This window comes from Bacillus sp. DNRA2, assembly GCF_012843265.1.
Taxonomy (GTDB): Bacteria; Bacillota; Bacilli; order Bacillales; family Cytobacillaceae; genus Bacillus_BU.
In genome coordinates, this window is sequence record NZ_JABAIT010000008.1 from 89,556 (window position 1) to 106,307 (window position 16,752).

General features: G+C 37.6%; 16 protein-coding genes. 10 read left to right on the forward strand and 6 right to left on the reverse strand.

Annotated elements, in window-relative coordinates:
- The first annotated feature begins 125 nt into the window (after positions 1 to 125).
- Positions 126 to 488: an HTH domain-containing protein gene (locus tag HHO41_RS22615; protein WP_282434276.1), complete on the forward strand. Its 363-nt coding sequence runs from the start codon at positions 126 to 128 to the stop codon at positions 486 to 488.
- Positions 489 to 743: 255 nt separating this feature from the next.
- The gene (locus HHO41_RS22620; RefSeq protein WP_348981252.1) at positions 744 to 1,457 is read left to right on the forward strand and encodes an IS3 family transposase; all 714 of its coding nucleotides are present in this window, start codon (positions 744 to 746) and stop codon (positions 1,455 to 1,457) included.
- Between the two features lie 80 nt (positions 1,458 to 1,537).
- Here the strand turns inward: HHO41_RS22620 and HHO41_RS09115 are convergent, their stop codons facing one another.
- The gene (locus tag HHO41_RS09115; RefSeq protein ID WP_169097698.1) at positions 1,538 to 2,653 is read right to left on the reverse strand and encodes a glycoside hydrolase family 18 protein; all 1,116 of its coding nucleotides are present in this window, start codon (positions 2,651 to 2,653) and stop codon (positions 1,538 to 1,540) included.
- A 128-nt stretch (positions 2,654 to 2,781) separates the two neighbouring features.
- Positions 2,782 to 3,459 carry a hypothetical protein gene (locus HHO41_RS09120; protein WP_169097700.1) on the reverse strand — a complete coding sequence of 226 codons (678 nt, stop codon included), beginning with the start codon at positions 3,457 to 3,459 and terminating at the stop codon, positions 2,782 to 2,784.
- 253 nt (positions 3,460 to 3,712) lie between these two features.
- On the opposite strand from HHO41_RS09120, the gene cysK reads away from it, so the two are divergent.
- Both cysK and HHO41_RS09130 read left to right on the forward strand, forming a co-directional pair.
- Positions 3,713 to 4,636 (forward strand): cysteine synthase A, encoded by a 924-nt coding sequence (cysK, locus tag HHO41_RS09125; protein WP_169097702.1) that lies wholly within the window; start codon positions 3,713 to 3,715, stop codon positions 4,634 to 4,636.
- 116 nt (positions 4,637 to 4,752) lie between these two features.
- Positions 4,753 to 7,176, forward strand: coding sequence for a Lon protease family protein (locus tag HHO41_RS09130; RefSeq protein ID WP_169097704.1), 2,424 nt, complete (start codon positions 4,753 to 4,755; stop codon positions 7,174 to 7,176).
- A gap of 27 nt (positions 7,177 to 7,203) precedes the next feature.
- On the opposite strand, the gene HHO41_RS09135 is transcribed toward HHO41_RS09130, so the two are convergent.
- Positions 7,204 to 7,539 (reverse strand): hypothetical protein, encoded by a 336-nt coding sequence (locus tag HHO41_RS09135; RefSeq protein ID WP_169097706.1) that lies wholly within the window; start codon positions 7,537 to 7,539, stop codon positions 7,204 to 7,206.
- A gap of 204 nt (positions 7,540 to 7,743) precedes the next feature.
- On the opposite strand from HHO41_RS09135, the gene HHO41_RS09140 reads away from it, so the two are divergent.
- The 6 genes from HHO41_RS09140 to HHO41_RS09165 all read left to right on the forward strand — a co-directional run bounded on the left by HHO41_RS09140 (position 7,744) and on the right by HHO41_RS09165 (position 12,888).
- Positions 7,744 to 8,541, forward strand: coding sequence for an HAD family hydrolase (locus HHO41_RS09140; protein WP_169097815.1), 798 nt, complete (start codon positions 7,744 to 7,746; stop codon positions 8,539 to 8,541).
- 325 nt (positions 8,542 to 8,866) lie between these two features.
- Positions 8,867 to 9,733 (forward strand): tyrosine-type recombinase/integrase, encoded by an 867-nt coding sequence (locus HHO41_RS09145; RefSeq protein ID WP_169097708.1) that lies wholly within the window; start codon positions 8,867 to 8,869, stop codon positions 9,731 to 9,733.
- A 31-nt stretch (positions 9,734 to 9,764) separates the two neighbouring features.
- Positions 9,765 to 10,538, forward strand: a complete 774-nt coding sequence (locus HHO41_RS09150) for a cobalamin-binding protein (protein WP_169097710.1) — start codon at positions 9,765 to 9,767, stop codon at positions 10,536 to 10,538.
- Between the two features lie 105 nt (positions 10,539 to 10,643).
- Positions 10,644 to 11,597, forward strand: a complete 954-nt coding sequence (locus tag HHO41_RS09155; protein ID WP_169097712.1) for a DMT family transporter — start codon at positions 10,644 to 10,646, stop codon at positions 11,595 to 11,597.
- A 111-nt stretch (positions 11,598 to 11,708) separates the two neighbouring features.
- Positions 11,709 to 12,503, forward strand: coding sequence for an LAGLIDADG family homing endonuclease (locus tag HHO41_RS09160; protein WP_169097714.1), 795 nt, complete (start codon positions 11,709 to 11,711; stop codon positions 12,501 to 12,503).
- 13 nt (positions 12,504 to 12,516) lie between these two features.
- The gene (locus HHO41_RS09165) at positions 12,517 to 12,888 is read left to right on the forward strand and encodes an rRNA methyltransferase (RefSeq protein WP_169097716.1); all 372 of its coding nucleotides are present in this window, start codon (positions 12,517 to 12,519) and stop codon (positions 12,886 to 12,888) included.
- A gap of 203 nt (positions 12,889 to 13,091) precedes the next feature.
- Here HHO41_RS09165 and HHO41_RS09170 read toward each other — a convergent pair whose 3' ends face one another.
- The 3 genes from HHO41_RS09170 to HHO41_RS09180 form a co-directional block, all read right to left on the reverse strand.
- On the reverse strand, positions 13,092 to 14,249 hold the full coding sequence (locus tag HHO41_RS09170; protein WP_248278409.1) for a glycosyltransferase: 1,158 nt from the start codon (positions 14,247 to 14,249) through the stop codon (positions 13,092 to 13,094).
- Between the two features lie 137 nt (positions 14,250 to 14,386).
- Positions 14,387 to 15,760 (reverse strand): exosporium glycoprotein BclB-related protein, encoded by a 1,374-nt coding sequence (locus HHO41_RS09175; protein WP_169097718.1) that lies wholly within the window; start codon positions 15,758 to 15,760, stop codon positions 14,387 to 14,389.
- A 152-nt stretch (positions 15,761 to 15,912) separates the two neighbouring features.
- On the reverse strand, positions 15,913 to 16,635 hold the full coding sequence (locus tag HHO41_RS09180) for a hypothetical protein (RefSeq protein ID WP_169097720.1): 723 nt from the start codon (positions 16,633 to 16,635) through the stop codon (positions 15,913 to 15,915).
- Positions 16,636 to 16,752: the final 117 nt, after the last annotated feature.

Genomic DNA, 16,752 nt, shown 5'->3' on the forward strand with positions numbered 1-16,752 from the left:
AAAGCGGCATACAAGAAATAAAATGTACCCTATAGAGTAGACACGTAAAAAAAGTCTACCTATAGGGTATTTTTTTGTATAATTTAGAAATACAACTAGAGAATCAACACGGAGACGGGGAAATTATGAGTAAAAAGATATTCACAGACAAAGAGATCAAGCAGCTATCAATTAATCCTTACGTTAAATCAGTAAGTAAAAAAGGAGTTACTTATACTGATGAATTTAAACATATTTTTATTGCAGAAAAAGAGAAAGGCAAGTTTGCCAGAGGCATATTTGAAGAACATGGTTTTGATGTAGATATTCTGGGGAAACAGCGGATTCAATCAGCGAGTAGAAGATGGAATGATACTTACAAAGAGAGAGGAATCAACGGTTTACGTGACACGAGATCTGATAATTCCGGTCGCCCAGTGGAAAGAGAGCTTTCTCTAGAGGAGAAAAATGCTCGCTTAGAAGCACAAATTAACCTGCTAAAGGCGTAAAATGAACTCTTAAAAAAGATTCGTTTTGCAGAAAGGGGGATGAGGAAATAATACTTCCCCCAAGTCAGAAATTTATCCTTATTCACTCAGTTATAGAGAAATATCAATTAGAAAATATGGTGAGCTATCTTTGCGAAGTTGCCGGTGTTTCAAGGAGTGGTTATTACAATTACTTTTCAGAGAAGTCCCAAAAACAAAGAGAGCTTAAAGATGAAAAGGATGAAGTAGTAAAGGAGATTATCTTAAAGGCATTCAATTTCAAACGACGGAAAAAAGGGGCACGTCAAATCAAAAATGACTTTGGCGGGTCAATTTGGTGTTGTCTATAATTTGAAGCGTATAGGACGAATCATGAAGAAGTATGGAATCAAATGCCCAATCAGAGAGGCAAATCCATATAGACGAATGATGAAAGCCACTCAAGAACACCGGGTTGTACCAAACCTATTGAACCGACAATTTAAGCAAGGAATCCCTGGAAAGGTTCTCCTAACCGATATTACATATTTATTTTATGGAAAGGGTCAGAAAGCCTATTTGTCGACAATTAAAGATGCTTCAACCAATGAAATCTTGGCCTATCAAGTGTCAGAACGTATTACTATGGATTTAGCCACAGATACCCTCCTAAAGCTAAAGAAAAATCGGAACTTTAGAAAGGTAGAAGACACTTTAATACACTCTGATCAAGGTACCCACTATACACACCCTGACTTTCAGAAATTAGTAAAGAAACTTGGATTACATCAATCCATGTCCAGACGAGGAAACTGTTGGGATAATGCTCCTCAAGAATCTTTCTTTGGGCATTTTAAGGACGAAGCCTGTATTAAACCATGTACAACACTAGAGGAACTAAAACATGAAATTAAGCAATATATGATTTATTACAATAACTACAGGTATCAATGGAATTTAAAAAAGATGACCCCTGTTCAATACAGAGATCATCTTCTAAAAGCAGCCTAGGCTTTTTTAAATTGTCCTTTACAAAGGGTACATTTTAAAACTTGTATGCCGCTTTTTATTACTGACTATCTGACTAACTATTAAGTATTTTCAAGTACTTCAAAGATGGCGCTTGTTAAACTTTGTGAGCCTTTTGCATCTAAACCAACCTCCCAAAGCATCATGCCCCCGAATCCGCTTGATAGTGCTAGGCTGGTTTTTCTTTGAATCGTCGCATCACTATTATAATGATAGGTTGTCCCGTTTATGAATGTTGAATCTCGATTGGCATTAGCCGGATCATATTCTAGCAGTGTTTGATAAGATAGTTGTTTCGTAGCTGGATCCTCAGGTTGTGCATAGGATGGAACACCAAGAATTAGTCTTTCAGTTGGAAGCTTGAGCGACTGAAATAGATTGGACCAATAACTTACAATTTTTTCAGTAAACGGCAGCGGTGATAAATTTGCTGCATTATAGCCGCCATCCCATTGACCATCATATGCCATGATATTGACATAATCTACATATTTGAACATCTCAGGTGCGTATTTTACAAAATGTGCTTCAGTAAGTGTACCTGCATGAATTTTCGCATGAACAGCAACCGTCACCTGCTTGTTTAATGGATGAAGTTGATCGCTTAATTGTTTGATAAACTGTTCAAGATTTTCCGCATCTTGAACAGTTCGGGGATGTTCAAAATCAACATCGATCCCATCGAGCTGTTCTGCTTCCACAATTTTTATTAATTCTTCAACCAATCTTGACCGAGTAGAATCATTACTAATCGCGCTTTGAAAATATGGGTAAGCTTCACCACCTTGAAGATGAAACCAACCTCCGACAGCTAGCAGTACTTTTGTATGGGAGGATTTGGCTTTACTGACCACTGAGCGCAAATTGGTAAGGGCTTGGTCGCCATTTAAGATGAAGCTACCATCCTTAGTCGGATGCGCAAATGAAAAAATAAGATGGCTAAAAGCTTGGTAATCAATAGAATCCGGGCTTCGAAAATCTTGAACATAACCAATCAACACCTTTTGTTGTTCAGGTTTCCAGCTTAACGCCTCTTTGTGCTGCAGTTTTTTTTGAGAAAGAGGATTATTGCTAACATTTAATACTTTATGTTTTTCTATTTTAGTTTCAAAAAAACCTCTAGCAAAAAAAACTCCAATAAAGGTGAGAATAATGAGTAGGAGTATTCGACGTTTCATATCATTCAATCCTCCTTAGTCTGTCTCCATTTTAAAAGTGTAACAGATTATCGAGGGAGGAAAGGTTGGTAAATATAACTAGTTTGACATATTAGGAGAGGGAAAATGAGGAGTATCCTATGAAACAATTAATAGAACAGTTTACTATTGAGAGCTTTGGTTAATTGTTCTGAGGTAAGGTCGGGCATATTAGGCAGCTTTGGCCAAAACATGCCGGTTGGATACATTAAATTCGCTTGATGTGAATTATGTGCTGGGTCGCTTCTGATTGGCTCGGGATCATTCGTTTCTCCAAAGCGATTGGTATTAAATAGGAAATGTCCCATTTCATGTGCGAGGATAAAATCACTTGATTGTGCACCATTTGACATGATGATAATCGGATAATCGATGTAGGTTATCGCCAGAATTCTAGACCCTCCTTGCTGAACAGCTCCAACTCGATCACCATCCATATAAAAAACATACAAATCACATGAAGGACCATATTTTTCAGCCAGCCCCAATAACAGCTTTGCGTTTTTTGAAAGTTTTCGGGCATTCATGCTGATATCTTCCGCACTCACTGCAAAACCTTTAACAACATTCGGAAAAATGATGGTTTTCTTTAATTTAAAATGAACTGCTTTTTTTGTTTCATTACCTGATTGTTGTTTCCAAACAGCATTGGCACAGGCAATTTCTCGCTTTATTCGTGCTGGTGCAGATTGTTTTGTAGATGAAAACGTGCCAATATCTGCGCCAGGAAACACAAATGCACATACATTAATGGTACCAAAAGACACGGTGTCCTTACGCTTTTTCATGTATGACCACTCTTTCATTCGTTTATATCTTTATATGAAAAACGAGCAGAATGGCTTGGACAAACATACTGAGTTCAAAAGTATTTTCATACAAAATACAGCAGCGCCTGGCATTTCCTCGGCGTTTTTTTGATTCTTGTGATACACTTATTTGAGTAAAATATTGTAGGACATCGTTAAAAGAGGTTCTTCGCAAAAGAATTGTCTTCAAAGACACGCCTCAACACAAATTCGAAGGAAAGGTTGATTACGAATGAGACTTTATGAGTCAGTATTAGATTTAATCGGCAATACGCCCATTGTTAAAATCAATAAACTTGCTAATCCAAATGGAGCACAAGTATACATAAAACTGGAATCGTTTAATCCCGGTGGTAGTGTGAAGGATCGAGCTTCAATTAATATGATTGAACAGGCCGAGCGTGAAGGAAAATTGATTCCCGGGACAAGCACTATTATCGAACCAACATCTGGAAATACAGGAATAGGAATTGCGATGGTTAGTGCGATCAAGGGGTACCCTTGCATCATTACGATGCCAGATAACGCAACAGAAGAAAGGGTTAAAATATTGAAAGCATATGGTGCAAAAGTGGTGCTGACTCCAGCAAAAGACCGTATGCAAGGTGCAATTGATGAGGCTAATAACATAGCTGAAACCATTCCAAATTACTTTATTCCGATGCAATTCGAAAACCCTGCAAATTCAGATGCTCATCGTACTACAACAGCTGTTGAGATCATTGAAGCCTTTGATGGTAAGCTCGATGCCCTAGTACTTACTGCCGGAACAGGGGGGACTGTTACTGGGGTCGGAGAGGAATTAAAGAAAGTGATGCCCAATATCAAAATATATGTGGTCGAGCCATATGGCTCACCAGTATTATCTGGTGGACAACCTGGCCCGCACAAAATTCCAGGTACTGGCCCAGGTTTTATTCCGAAGATATTAAACCAAACGATTTATGATGAAATTCTTCATATCAAAGATGAGGACGCACAAATGATGGCGCGTCAGTTAGCTGCGAAAGAAGGGATATTTATCGGTGCAAGTGGGGCATCGAGTGCATATTTTGCTCTTGAAGTAGCGAAAAAGCTTCCAAAAGAAGCGCGAGTTCTATGCCTTGCTCCAGATACAGGAGAACGGTACTTATCATCTGATTTATTTCCAAGTTAAGATCGTTCCATTTAAAACATGAATATTAAAAAAAACAGTCAGCAACAGTTGTTGTTGGCTGTTTTTTATGAAACAATTAAGTAAATATAGAGAATAATCCGAATGGAGAGATATCTATGAATATGGAAGAATATAAAAATATTACATCAATCCTCCGCGTTCCAATCGGAAGCTTACGTAGAGAATTTGATTCAAGCAATTTTCCGTTTGAAACGACGGCAGACCTCGATAAAATGGCTAAAGAAATGATCGGACAACAGCGTGCAGAACGGGCGATGGAATTTGGTTTATCTGTTGAGCAACTCGATTATAATTTATTTGTCGTTGGGCCAAGCGGAACGGGACGAAAAACCTATACGCTTGATAGTGTTGACAAAATCGCAAAAACACGGGAAGTACCTAACGATTGGTGCTATGTATTTAATTTTGATAATCCTGATCATCCGCTAGTGATTTCTTTGCCTGCTGGGGAAGGACAAGTATTTCAGCGAAAAATTGAAACATTATTAATAGATATAGAACGTGAATTCCGTTCGACTTTTTCTAGTGAAGAGTATGAAAAAAAGAAACAAGTCATTATTGATCAATTCCGTGATGAAACGGAGGATTTGTGGGATTTAGCCGAAGATTTTGCTAATGAACAGCAATACAATTTGGAGCGAACTCCTACAGGGATTAATTCTTATCCGCTTTATAATGGCAAGCCATTAGAACGAAAAAAGTACGAACAGCTTTCCGTTGAAGCCCAGGAGCAAATCGCAGCTTGTGAAAAGCTTGTCGATGGAAAGATTCGCGAAACACTCCATCAAATTAGAAAATTAGAGGAGCAATTACAAAAAAATCTTGAGCAGTTTATGAGAGAATCAGCTGCGAACTCGATTGAAGCATTATTTCAACCGCTTCGAGAAGCTTATCAAGATTATCCTAACATCCTTACCTATTTAGAAGCGTATTTCCATGATGTTGTTGTTAGTTTTTCGTTCTTTTTGGCATCAGAGGAAGATGAACAGAACAACATCATGAATGCACTCATCGGTTCGAAGGAACAGCATTTTCATCGCTATACTGTTAACCTTTTGGTGAATAACAAGCATCAAAAAGGGGCACCCGTGATTTATGAAACGAATCCGACTTTTTACAATTTATTTGGAAAAATTGAATATCGAGGTTCATTAGGTAGCTGGGTCACTGACTTTTCATATATCAAACCAGGTGCGCTCCAGTTAGCTAATGGTGGATACTTAATCCTTCAGGCGACGGAATTGCTACAGCAGCCATATGTTTGGAGTCTATTAAAACGTTCACTGCAAACTGGCTATGTGCAAATCGAAAATTCACTTGAAGATCGTGGTATGGTGCCAACAAGTGGGATAAAGCCAGAGCCGATTCCATTAAATATAAAGGTGATTATAATCGGTTCTTATTATTTATATGACCTTCTTTCAGCTGTTGATGACGATTTCCATAAACTGTTTAAAGTGAAGGTTGAGTTCGATACAGTCATGGACCGAAATAGTGAAAACTGTTACAAAATGGCCATGTTTGTGAAAAATTATGCTGAACAAGAGGGGCTCCTTCCGTTTCACCGCCAAGCAGTAGCTAAAATTGTTGATTACAGCTCCCGTTTAGTCGAAGAGCAATCTAAACTGTCAACACGGTTTCAGGATATTACGAAATTATTAGTTGAAGCGAGCTACTGGGCGAAAAAAAGCGAGGCTGAAAGCGTCGATGGTCGCCATATAGAGCAGGCGATAGCTGAACAAATCCAGCGCACAAATCATGCATCCGAGCAAATTCGCGAAATGATCCAAAAGGGTACGATTATGGTTGATACGGAGGGGTTCCGTACTGGTCAAATTAATGGTCTGGCCGTATTAGGTACTCGAGATTCTGTGTTTGGTATTCCAACCAAGATTACAGCACAAACGTTTGTTGGGAAAAGTGGAATTATGAACATCGATCGTGAAGCGTCATTAAGCGGCCAAATTCATAATAAAGGCTTAATGATTTTAACGGGATTTTTATCCGGAGAATTTGCAAAGAATCGGCCGATTCCATTATCAGCAAGTATTACTTTTGAGCAAACTTATTCTGCAATAGATGGTGACAGCGCATCAAGTACGGAATTGTATGTTCTCTTATCTTCACTGGCAGAAGTTCCAATTAACCAGGGGATAGCTGTAACAGGATCTGTAAATCAATGGGGTGAAATTCAGCCAATTGGTGGTGTGAATGAAAAAATCGAAGGATTTTTCCATATTTGCAAAGAACGAGGTTTAACAGGTGAACAAGGTGTCATGATTCCGAAGCAAAACGTAGCCAATTTGATGCTTGATCATGAAGTGGTTGAAGCGGTCAATCAAGGAAAATTCCACATTTGGGCGATTGGTCATATTGCTGAAGGAATTGAGTTGTTAACCGGAGTAGTGGCTGGAAATATTCGTGATGAATTCGGTCAATACCCAGCCGGATCCATCTTCGCTAAAGTAGAGGACCGCTTCAATACAATGTATGAAGCAGCCAAAATAGAAAAGCAATGAGAGAATTCGTTTTAAACAAATCGTCGATTAATATCTAGTTTTAATGTTTATTTTAGGCGATTTGTTATGTTCTTCTTTGCGAGGGTGTGGATGTTGAATGTGTTGCAATAGTGGTGTAGGTATTTCAGAAGATATGACTTGAATATTTTCTATCGTAATATGATCAATTGTGATGCTTGGTAATTCTTTTTGCTGTACGTCTGACTTTAGTGTTTGGATTTCCTTATTTTGCTTTAGGTCAAACAATTCATTTTCCAGAAGAGCTAGTTTCTCGTTCAGGCGAGCGTGGTGTTCATCTGTTCTTTCAAGGACATGGGAAAGAATTCTGCTCACCAGTTTGTTTAAAAGAAATGCAGGAATCATGTTATCACACACTTACGTTATAGGTTTATGAGCCATTATCGACAGTTTGGTCTTTTATACATTATGCATAACAAACAAAATATGTTAGCATCCTAAATAATATGCTAAAATATTAAGAAATTTCACTATATAGGATACCTTTAACGATGATTAATGGTAAACTATGAATATTCATATTTCTAATAAAGAGAGGCATATTTGAGCATGATTAAAGCATTATTTTTCGATTTAGATGACACGCTCCTTTGGGATCAAAAGAGCATTAAGGATGCATTTGAAGCAACTTGTAAAATTGCCGAAGTACGCTACGGTTTAGACCCAGAGCAATTTGAAGAAGCAGTTAGAGAAGCGGCGCGCGAGTTGTATGCTTCTTATGAAACATATTCGTTCACGCAAATGATTGGTATTAATCCATTTGAAGGGCTTTGGGGCAATTTCCTTGACGATCATGATGATTTCCGGAAAATGGCTACGATTGTTCCTACATATCGTAAGGATGCTTGGACCAATGGATTAAAGAAGCTAGGAATTGACGATCCTGAGTTTGGTTACGAACTCGCCGAACGCTTCCCGGAGGAGCGCCGCAAAACACCTTATGTTTATGAAGAAACTTTTCACACACTTGATGCATTGAAAGGGAACTATAAACTTCTTATGTTAACTAACGGCTCACCAGACCTACAAAATACGAAGCTTGCGATTACGCCTGAGTTAGTACCATATTTTGATCAAATTCTGATTTCAGGAGATTTCGGAAGAGGGAAGCCTGATCCTTCGATTTTTGAACACGCCTTAAAGCTTATGAATTTAAGTAAAGATGAGGTGTTAATGGTTGGTGATAATCTGATGACGGATATTCTTGGGGCAAATACTGTCGGGATTAAGTCCGTTTGGATTAACCGCCATGACAAAGAGAGAAATGAAGTCATTCCAACATACGAAATCAAGCACTTAGAAGAACTTTTTGGCATAATCGAATCATTGAATGAAGCAACTAAATAATCAAAAAGGCCACATTCCAGGTTTTTTACCCGAGAATGTGGCCTTTTTTACTAATAATAGCTTGAAATTTGAATCAGAATCGCGAAAATTCCTTAACTGCTATTAATTATTTGGACAATCATCATTTAGGGTACAAACATACCCTAAATAAATCTAGTGTTTTCAAAACTAGCAACTAAGGGGAATTTTAAAATATTAACAAAAGGAATACAATCCTTCTATAAAAAGTGATAAAATTCTGTTAATTTCGATAATTTGACAGGAAATTGCGAACCTATACTCGAATATTATTCTTATCTGACAGTATATTGGGGGGAATAAAAGGATGCCTTACGGATTTATTCAAGCGATAGAGCAAAAAGGCTACAGCGAGGAAACGATTAAAAGTTATGAAAAAGTAATCCAGCAGTTTTTTAGTTTTATTGGCAGTACTTATCCGCAAAACAAGGAGCCTTTTCAAATATCTCCCAGTGATATAAAGCAATACCTGAAGGAACAACAGGAAAAGCAGAAAAGTATATCAACAATTAATAAAGAACTCGCTATCATTAAAACGTTATTCAATTATTTATGGGAGATTGATAAAGTCCCTGTGGATCCGACGGTAAAAATTCGCCGAATCAAATTGCAGGAAAGAATAAATTTAGAAATCACTTATCAAGAAATATTGGAATTGCAAATTAAAGTATTAAACAATCCGAGCTATTCTCCACTCAGAAAGGTAATATTTCTATTAGCAACAAAAGGCTTAAAAACAGCAGATTTCCGATTTACAAAACAACATGTAAGCATTTCAAGTACGAGAAATCAAGTTGAAATTGACCTCAGTAATCGTATGATAACGCTTGATGGTGTAGAAGCGACGATTTTTAAGGAATATTATTACGAGTCGTTAACAAACAACAATCATTATGTGTTTATCACTAAACATCGCGCAAAAGAAGACCCTGGTCCAATTCAGGTGATGTCAATCTTGACTCATTTACGTGCAATATCCAAGGATCTTTTACCAGAACATGTTCCAGCACTTACGCTCATTTCGATTCGAAAGGCATTAATTTATGATTTATATAAAAAACGCATCTCCATACAATCGATTGCAAATCAGCTGGGAATCGAAGAAATTTCAGCCTCAAATTATCTTAAAACCATTACCGAAGGCGTTTTCCGCCAAAAAACAAATACAGTATAAATGAAGAAAAATAGGAAGGTTGATTAAAAACATGAGAGTTATTTCTATTTGCCCAAGCAATACCGAAATCGTAGAATATTTGGGTTTAACTCATCTATTGGTTGGGGTAGATGACCATTCAGATTGGCCGGAAAGTATCACCCATCTGCCGAGACTTGGACCTGATTTGAAAATAAACATGGATTTAGTCGAACAATTGCAGCCGGATCTAGTGCTGGCTAGTTTAAGTGTGCCTGGGATGGAACGAAATATAGCAGAATTAGAAAAACGCGGCATTCCACACATTATTCTTAATCCACAATCGCTTGCTGATATTGAACAGGATTTAACTATTACAGCAAATGCATTGGGTGAGCCTGAACGGGGTAGAGCAGCAGCGCAAAGTTTCAGAACTCGGTTGGAGTCGATTCAAGCACGATCAAAAGAGCATGAGTACCGTCCCAAGCTGTATTGGGAGTGGTGGCCAAAACCTGTGTTTACACCAGGTAAAACAAATTGGTTAACCGAAATTTCACAGGCTGCTGGTGCAGTCAATATTTTTGAAGATGTTGACTTGGCAAACGTGCAAACCGATTGGGACGATGTTCTATCACGTAAACCTGATTATATTTGTCTGGCCTGGGTTGGAGTTCGTAAGGAAAAAGTCCAGAAAAGTAATGTTACAAAACGACCTGGCTTTGAGAGCCTTAAACTTTGTGCCGATAACATCTTTATTCTTGAAGAAGAGCTATTTTGTCGGCCATCGCCACGACTATTGGATGGATTAGAAAAACTTTATTCATTAATCCATATTGCGATAGATTAAATTTGTAAAAATCAAACAAATCTCCTGCAGAAAAAATAGTGGTATAATACATTGTTATTGAAACAAAATACCCACTAATGTATTGAAGCTAGGAGATGGGCTTAATTGACAAATGTTTTTCAAAATAAATGGACTGTTATAGGACTTGCTTTGGTCTGTTGTTTACTATGGGGCAGTGCATTTCCAGTATTGAAAATCAGTTACGTTGAACTGCAAATGATAAAAGGTGATGTCATTGCACAAATCGTCTTTGCTGGTATGCGTTTTTTATTAGCAGGAATGATTCTGTTAATATTTTTAATGATAACGAATCAAAACGTATTACGTGTTAAACGTTCATCTATATTGATTTTAGTATTGTTTGGAGTCATTCAAACAGCAGTTCAATATTTCTTCTTTTACAATGGCTTAGCGAAAGTGTCAGGGATGCAAGGGGCGATATTAACTTCAAGTGGCACGTTTATTGCGGTAATTCTGGCACATTTTTTCTATAAAAATGATCGTTTGAATGGAAAGAAGGCGATTGGAATTATCGCAGGAATTGCCGGTATTATTGTGGCCAATTGGGGTCAGGACTTTCAGTTCTCATTTCAATGGACCGGTGAAGGATATATGATCCTTTCTGCTTTAACTAGTGCAGTGACAACGATCATGGGTAAAGAGCTCGCTTCTGACATTCATCCCGTTGCACTAACAGGCTGGCAATTGACGATTGGTTCCCTGGTGCTATTATTAATTGGTCTACCGCAGCTTACGCCAAATTCGATTACTTTTACGCCATTTGGTTGGGGCCTATTGGTATACGCCGCAATTATTTCGTCAGTTGCATTTGCGCTATGGTTTACAATTTTGAAATACAATAAAGCTGGCGAAATGAGCATATATAATTTTTTAACACCTGTTTTTGGAACGATGTTATCAGCCATGTTCATACCGGGAGAAAGTATGAATTTCTTTATTATTGCTGCTATTGGACTAGTTGCAATAGGTATTATTGCGATTAACTATCAAAGCAAATCAATTCCTAATATTTCTATCGAGAATAAAAAAATAGGTTAATTAAACAGTAGAGTGGAATCATGATGGTTCTGCTCTTTGTTATGTTTATTACTAGAACATTTGTTCTCATTCGTGTATAATGGTATATATAAGGATGTGAGGAGTGGGATGATGACTAGAAACGAGGGGATAACAGACGAGGTTATTATAAAATTGTATAAAAGTGGAATGCCTTACAAAGAAATGATACCAATTATCGGACTAACAGCTAGAGGGATTTGTAAGGTACTACATAGGAATGGAGTTAAAATGCTCCGTGAACAAAGATCTGGGCAGCCACGAAAGCACAAGGTAAATGAGGATTTTTTTAAAACATGGTCGCACGAAATGGCATGGGTTTTAGGTATGTTTATCACAGATGGAAATGTAAATAGAACAAACAATACTATCTCATTTGCTCAAAAAGATGAAAAAATATTACATATAATAGCTGATTACATGAATGCAGAATACGTTTTATCTCCATTTGGCCCAACAAAAACAACTCCAAGCCTAATCATACATTCAAAAGAAGTTTGTAACGATCTTGAAAAAATAGGAATTAAATCAAATAAATCCTTAACCGTACCGTTTCCAGATGTACCTATGGAGTTTTTACCTTCCTTTATTAGAGGTGTAATCGATGGTGACGGTTGGGTTCAAAGATCTGGATATGTTATGAACATTACAACTGGCAGCATTCTCTTTGCAGAAGGTCTTTTAAACGTTTTTCGATCATGGGAATTACGAAGCGAAATTAAATCTCAAATTACCAAGGCTGCTATACCTGTATATCGGGTATGGGTTAAAGGAAAACATGAACTTCCAAAGTTAGCGAAAATTATATATGATAGAAACACACATCAAGCTTATATTGATTATAAAAAACAACGTATGATGATACATGTAAGTCAAGACAATTATTAATGGAGTGATATTTATGTGGAAAAAATCAAATGGAAGATTAGTTTCAGTTACTGATTCATCAAGAATAAAATTTAGGACCACAATTAGTAAATCAATTTTAGATCAATTAAAAATGTTAGCCAAAAATAACAATACTTATGTGAATTATTTAATTGAAAGTGGATTACAAGTTGTATTAACAAAAGGCATCATTACTTATAACAAAGAATTGAGACCTAAAGATCGAATCCATTATAAAACTGTATACGACAAACAAACGCTTGAGAATGTAAAAAAGTTTGCTAAAGATCACGATCTGTATATCAATGACGTAATTGAATACAGTGTGAATCATATCAATCTGGAAAATATAAAAAACAGTAACTATCGACACAGGGTAGAGTGAAATCCGATTATTCTTTTAGTGCCCCCGACATAATATTCATTTAAGGAACATGAATCTAAAATAAATATTCTGTCTCAATCATTAAGTATACTTATAATAATGAGACAGAATTTATTTTTATATAAATTGCTGATTTATTTACAATGTTCCTTGTTGATTACAAATTGATACTCATTAAATATAAAAATTTCTCATCATTATGGTCAATAAAATCTGGCATTATTTTTTACCGACACAGCTAGATGATCTGGTAATCGATCGATCATTGATTCTAATCGTTTCTGAGCTGCACGACCAATTTCCAGTTTATCTTTAATATAATTTGCACATATTGAAATTTCGTAATCAAACAAATATTCGTATACATGATAATCAACAAACAAAATATCCTCATTTGGAAATGGGATTTCTTTGCCCCGACTAGCGAATAACAATCCTAAATGGTGATTGGAATTGATTCGATGAAGTCGAGCTAAATGATATAATGGTTCAGCTCTTGTAGGTCGGGTTTCCCAGGCTTTCTGGAAATAATGTAATGCCAATGCAAAACTCTCTTCATTTGACTCTGTACTATTTGCTATGAAATCATAACAAAGACCAATTTGTAACAAAGAATAATAAATCTCTTCTACCCACCCACCTACTTCAATTCTTTTCTTATACCAGTGTATAGACTCGGCATATTCTCCAAGGCACATATGGGTTTGAGCTAGGTAAAACATGTAACGACCTCTTAAAAAACCAGGTGTTTTACTATCTCCGAGACCTTGTAATAATAATTGTTTATCACGCTCAAATTTGTCGGTTTTACTTCCCCCATCTTCCTGGTCGTTTACAATTAAGCTATCCAATTTACCTTTACTATCTATATATATAAATGACTCTTTAGGTAATTTTGCACGATCAATGTCCCAATATTCATGGGTAACACCTACAGAATGCCATGGTAATGAGGTTTTAAGGAGGCGTGTTAACCAATATTTTATTTTTCGATTGTATTGCATCGTTAAATATTGGTCCTGTTTTAAGGAATTTTTATTAAATTCCGGTGAAACCTCTAACACCATATCTGCATCAAGTAGCAGTAAATAATCAGACTTTGGATATGCTTCCTTTGCTAAAGTTACTGCCTTGCTGCGATTGTAACCAAAGTTTTTAAATGGTTCGAAATGAACTGTTCCGGGAATTTTTTTATCTTTACACCAATTTTTTATTATTTCAGGAGTGCCGTCCGTAGAGCCTGTATCACAAATCGAAATACAGTCTATTACCCCTTTTGCAGAATTTAAACATCGTTCAATTATCTTAGACTCATTTTTTACGATCATACATAAGCATATTTTTTTTTCAACTTCCTCCATTCTCGTTCTCCCCCATTCTCTTCTATTAATATTATGAAATATACTTGATAATGGTTATACGTAGTACCTGAATGTAACAATGAAATAGGAAGGATACCTAAGTAATCCTTCCTAAATTTGTAGCACCATTCCTTTAATTAGCTTAACGCTAGACCGCCGCTTGCTACACCTTCCAGTCCTGCAACTAATAAACCAGGATCTGAAGATGCATAGATTACCATAATGAGGCGTTCACCTGCTAAAACTGGAATGCTTAAGCCACTTAGGACCCCACTAGCAGTATCCCCAAGTGAAATCAATCCAGAAAAATCAGGGGATAGAGCTAAATCTGTTCCAACAATTGGTGTGAATACGTTTGAGTTTGCTGGTGCACTCCAAATTTCTGCGTGGACTGTAACTGTTTCTAGTAGTGATACGCCAAGTGTAACACTGAAGAAGGCTGAAATATCGGTGATAACGGTATCCCTTGGTACTGAAAATGCCAGATTTAACTGTCCTTGCAAATCCAGTGTATTACCTACAAGAGATATCGTTGGTAAAGCATCGCCAAATGCAATGACACCACCTGAACCAATTGTTCCACCTAATACTGTTGAAAGAGTTAAACTTGCTCCAGATGAGAATGGAATAATCGCTCCCAAGCCGTCTGCTCCAGTCGGTCCTGTCGCACCTGTTGCACCAGTCGGTCCTGCTATACCTTGTGCTCCAATTGGTCCTGTATCACCAGTCGGTCCTGTTGCTCCCGTTGGTCCTGTTGCTCCTGTTGCACCAGTCGGTCCTGCTACACCTTGTGCTCCAATTGGTCCTGTATCACCAGTCGGTCCTGTTGCTCCCGTTGGCCCTGTTGCTCCTGTTGCACCAGTCGGTCCTGCTATACCTTGTGCTCCAATTGGTCCTGTATCACCAGTCGGTCCTGTTGCTCCCGTTGGCCCTGTTGCTCCTGTTGCACCAGTAGGTCCTGCTACACCTTGTGCTCCAATTGGTCCTGTATCACCAGTCGGTCCTGTTGCTCCCGTTGGCCCTGTTGCTCCTGTTGCACCAGTCGGTCCTGCTATACCTTGTGCTCCAATTGGTCCTGTATCACCAGTCGGTCCTGTTGCTCCCGTTGGCCCTGTTGCTCCTGTTGCACCAGTCGGTCCTGCTACACCTTGTGCTCCAATTGGTCCTGTATCACCAGTCGGTCCTGTTGCGCCAGTAGGACCAGTGCCTCCTGTTGGGCCAGTAGGGCCAGTGCCTCCTGTTGGGCCGGTAGGACCAGTGCCTCCTGTTGGGCCGGTAGGACCAGTGCCTCCTGTTGGGCCGGTAGGACCAGTGCCTCCTGTTGGGCCGGTAGGACCAGTGCCTCCTGTTGGGCCAGTAGGGCCAGTGCCTCCTGTTGGGCCAGTAGGGCCGGTATTTCCTGTCGCGCCCGTAGCTCCAGTAGGGCCAGTAGCTCCAGTTGGACCCTGTTTAGGTTTTGGAGGCTTGGGTTTATGATGATGGTGTTTTTTTTCTTCTTCTTCGTTAGACATATACTCAACTCCTTTTTCATAATTTGTGCTTGCATTCTATAATATTTAGAAACTGGAAATTTGGTATCGGACAACTGCCTTTCATATAAAAAATTTTGTGGAATAATAAAAAAACCTATGCTCAAAAGTCTTGAGAATAGGTCAGGAATTTATTAGTATTGGATTTTTCTAACTGTAGTTTTCTGTAATTCCCAATTAGCATTTATCCTTTTCCAAGTTGAATCCACATAAGCAAATTTTGCACCGCCGTAACCATCATCAACAAACTGTCTTCCTTTTAAACCAAGTGATAAATCCTTATGACGAATAATGTGTAATGAAGTTAATTCTGAAACCATTAATTCCGTCGGCTCATTTAGAGCACCATTATGATAGACACCCGTTTTTTCAAGTTGTCCCTTATAGTTGAGCAAATTTACCATATAAGATTGTTTTGTTTGATTAATTTTTATTGATGCTTGATAATTATTTTCAAATTGAGCTGTAATATCTAACGTCTCTGGTAATGATACGTTTGATATTTCCCCATTTTCATAAGCAACTAATAAATTTAGAACCTGATTGCTATTTTTATTGAAGGACGTTAAAAAAATATCCTTAACTCGATCCTGAGTTAAATCTTGAAAAATTAGCTTGACCTTTTTTGCAGCTCCTAATGAAAAACTATATGCTTTATAATTGCCAGTATTAACGACTAATTTAACTTTCTGACCTTCTTTAATAACTTGAACTTGTTCAGGATGATGATCTCCAGTGACATCCTTTTTATACGAACTCATGATTTGTGATTGCTTATCCAAAGCGTAAACAACTGTCATATTGGTAAAGGATACAAAGAAAATCGTGAGTAAAACAAAAAGTTTATCAATCTTCATCTAAAATCACCATACCTTTCCTACATGGTAATTTGCCCAAAATAGGAAAAATGATGCAAGTATATTTTCTATTTTTATAAAAAGAAAACCTCTTACCAGTTTGATAAGAGGTTTAAC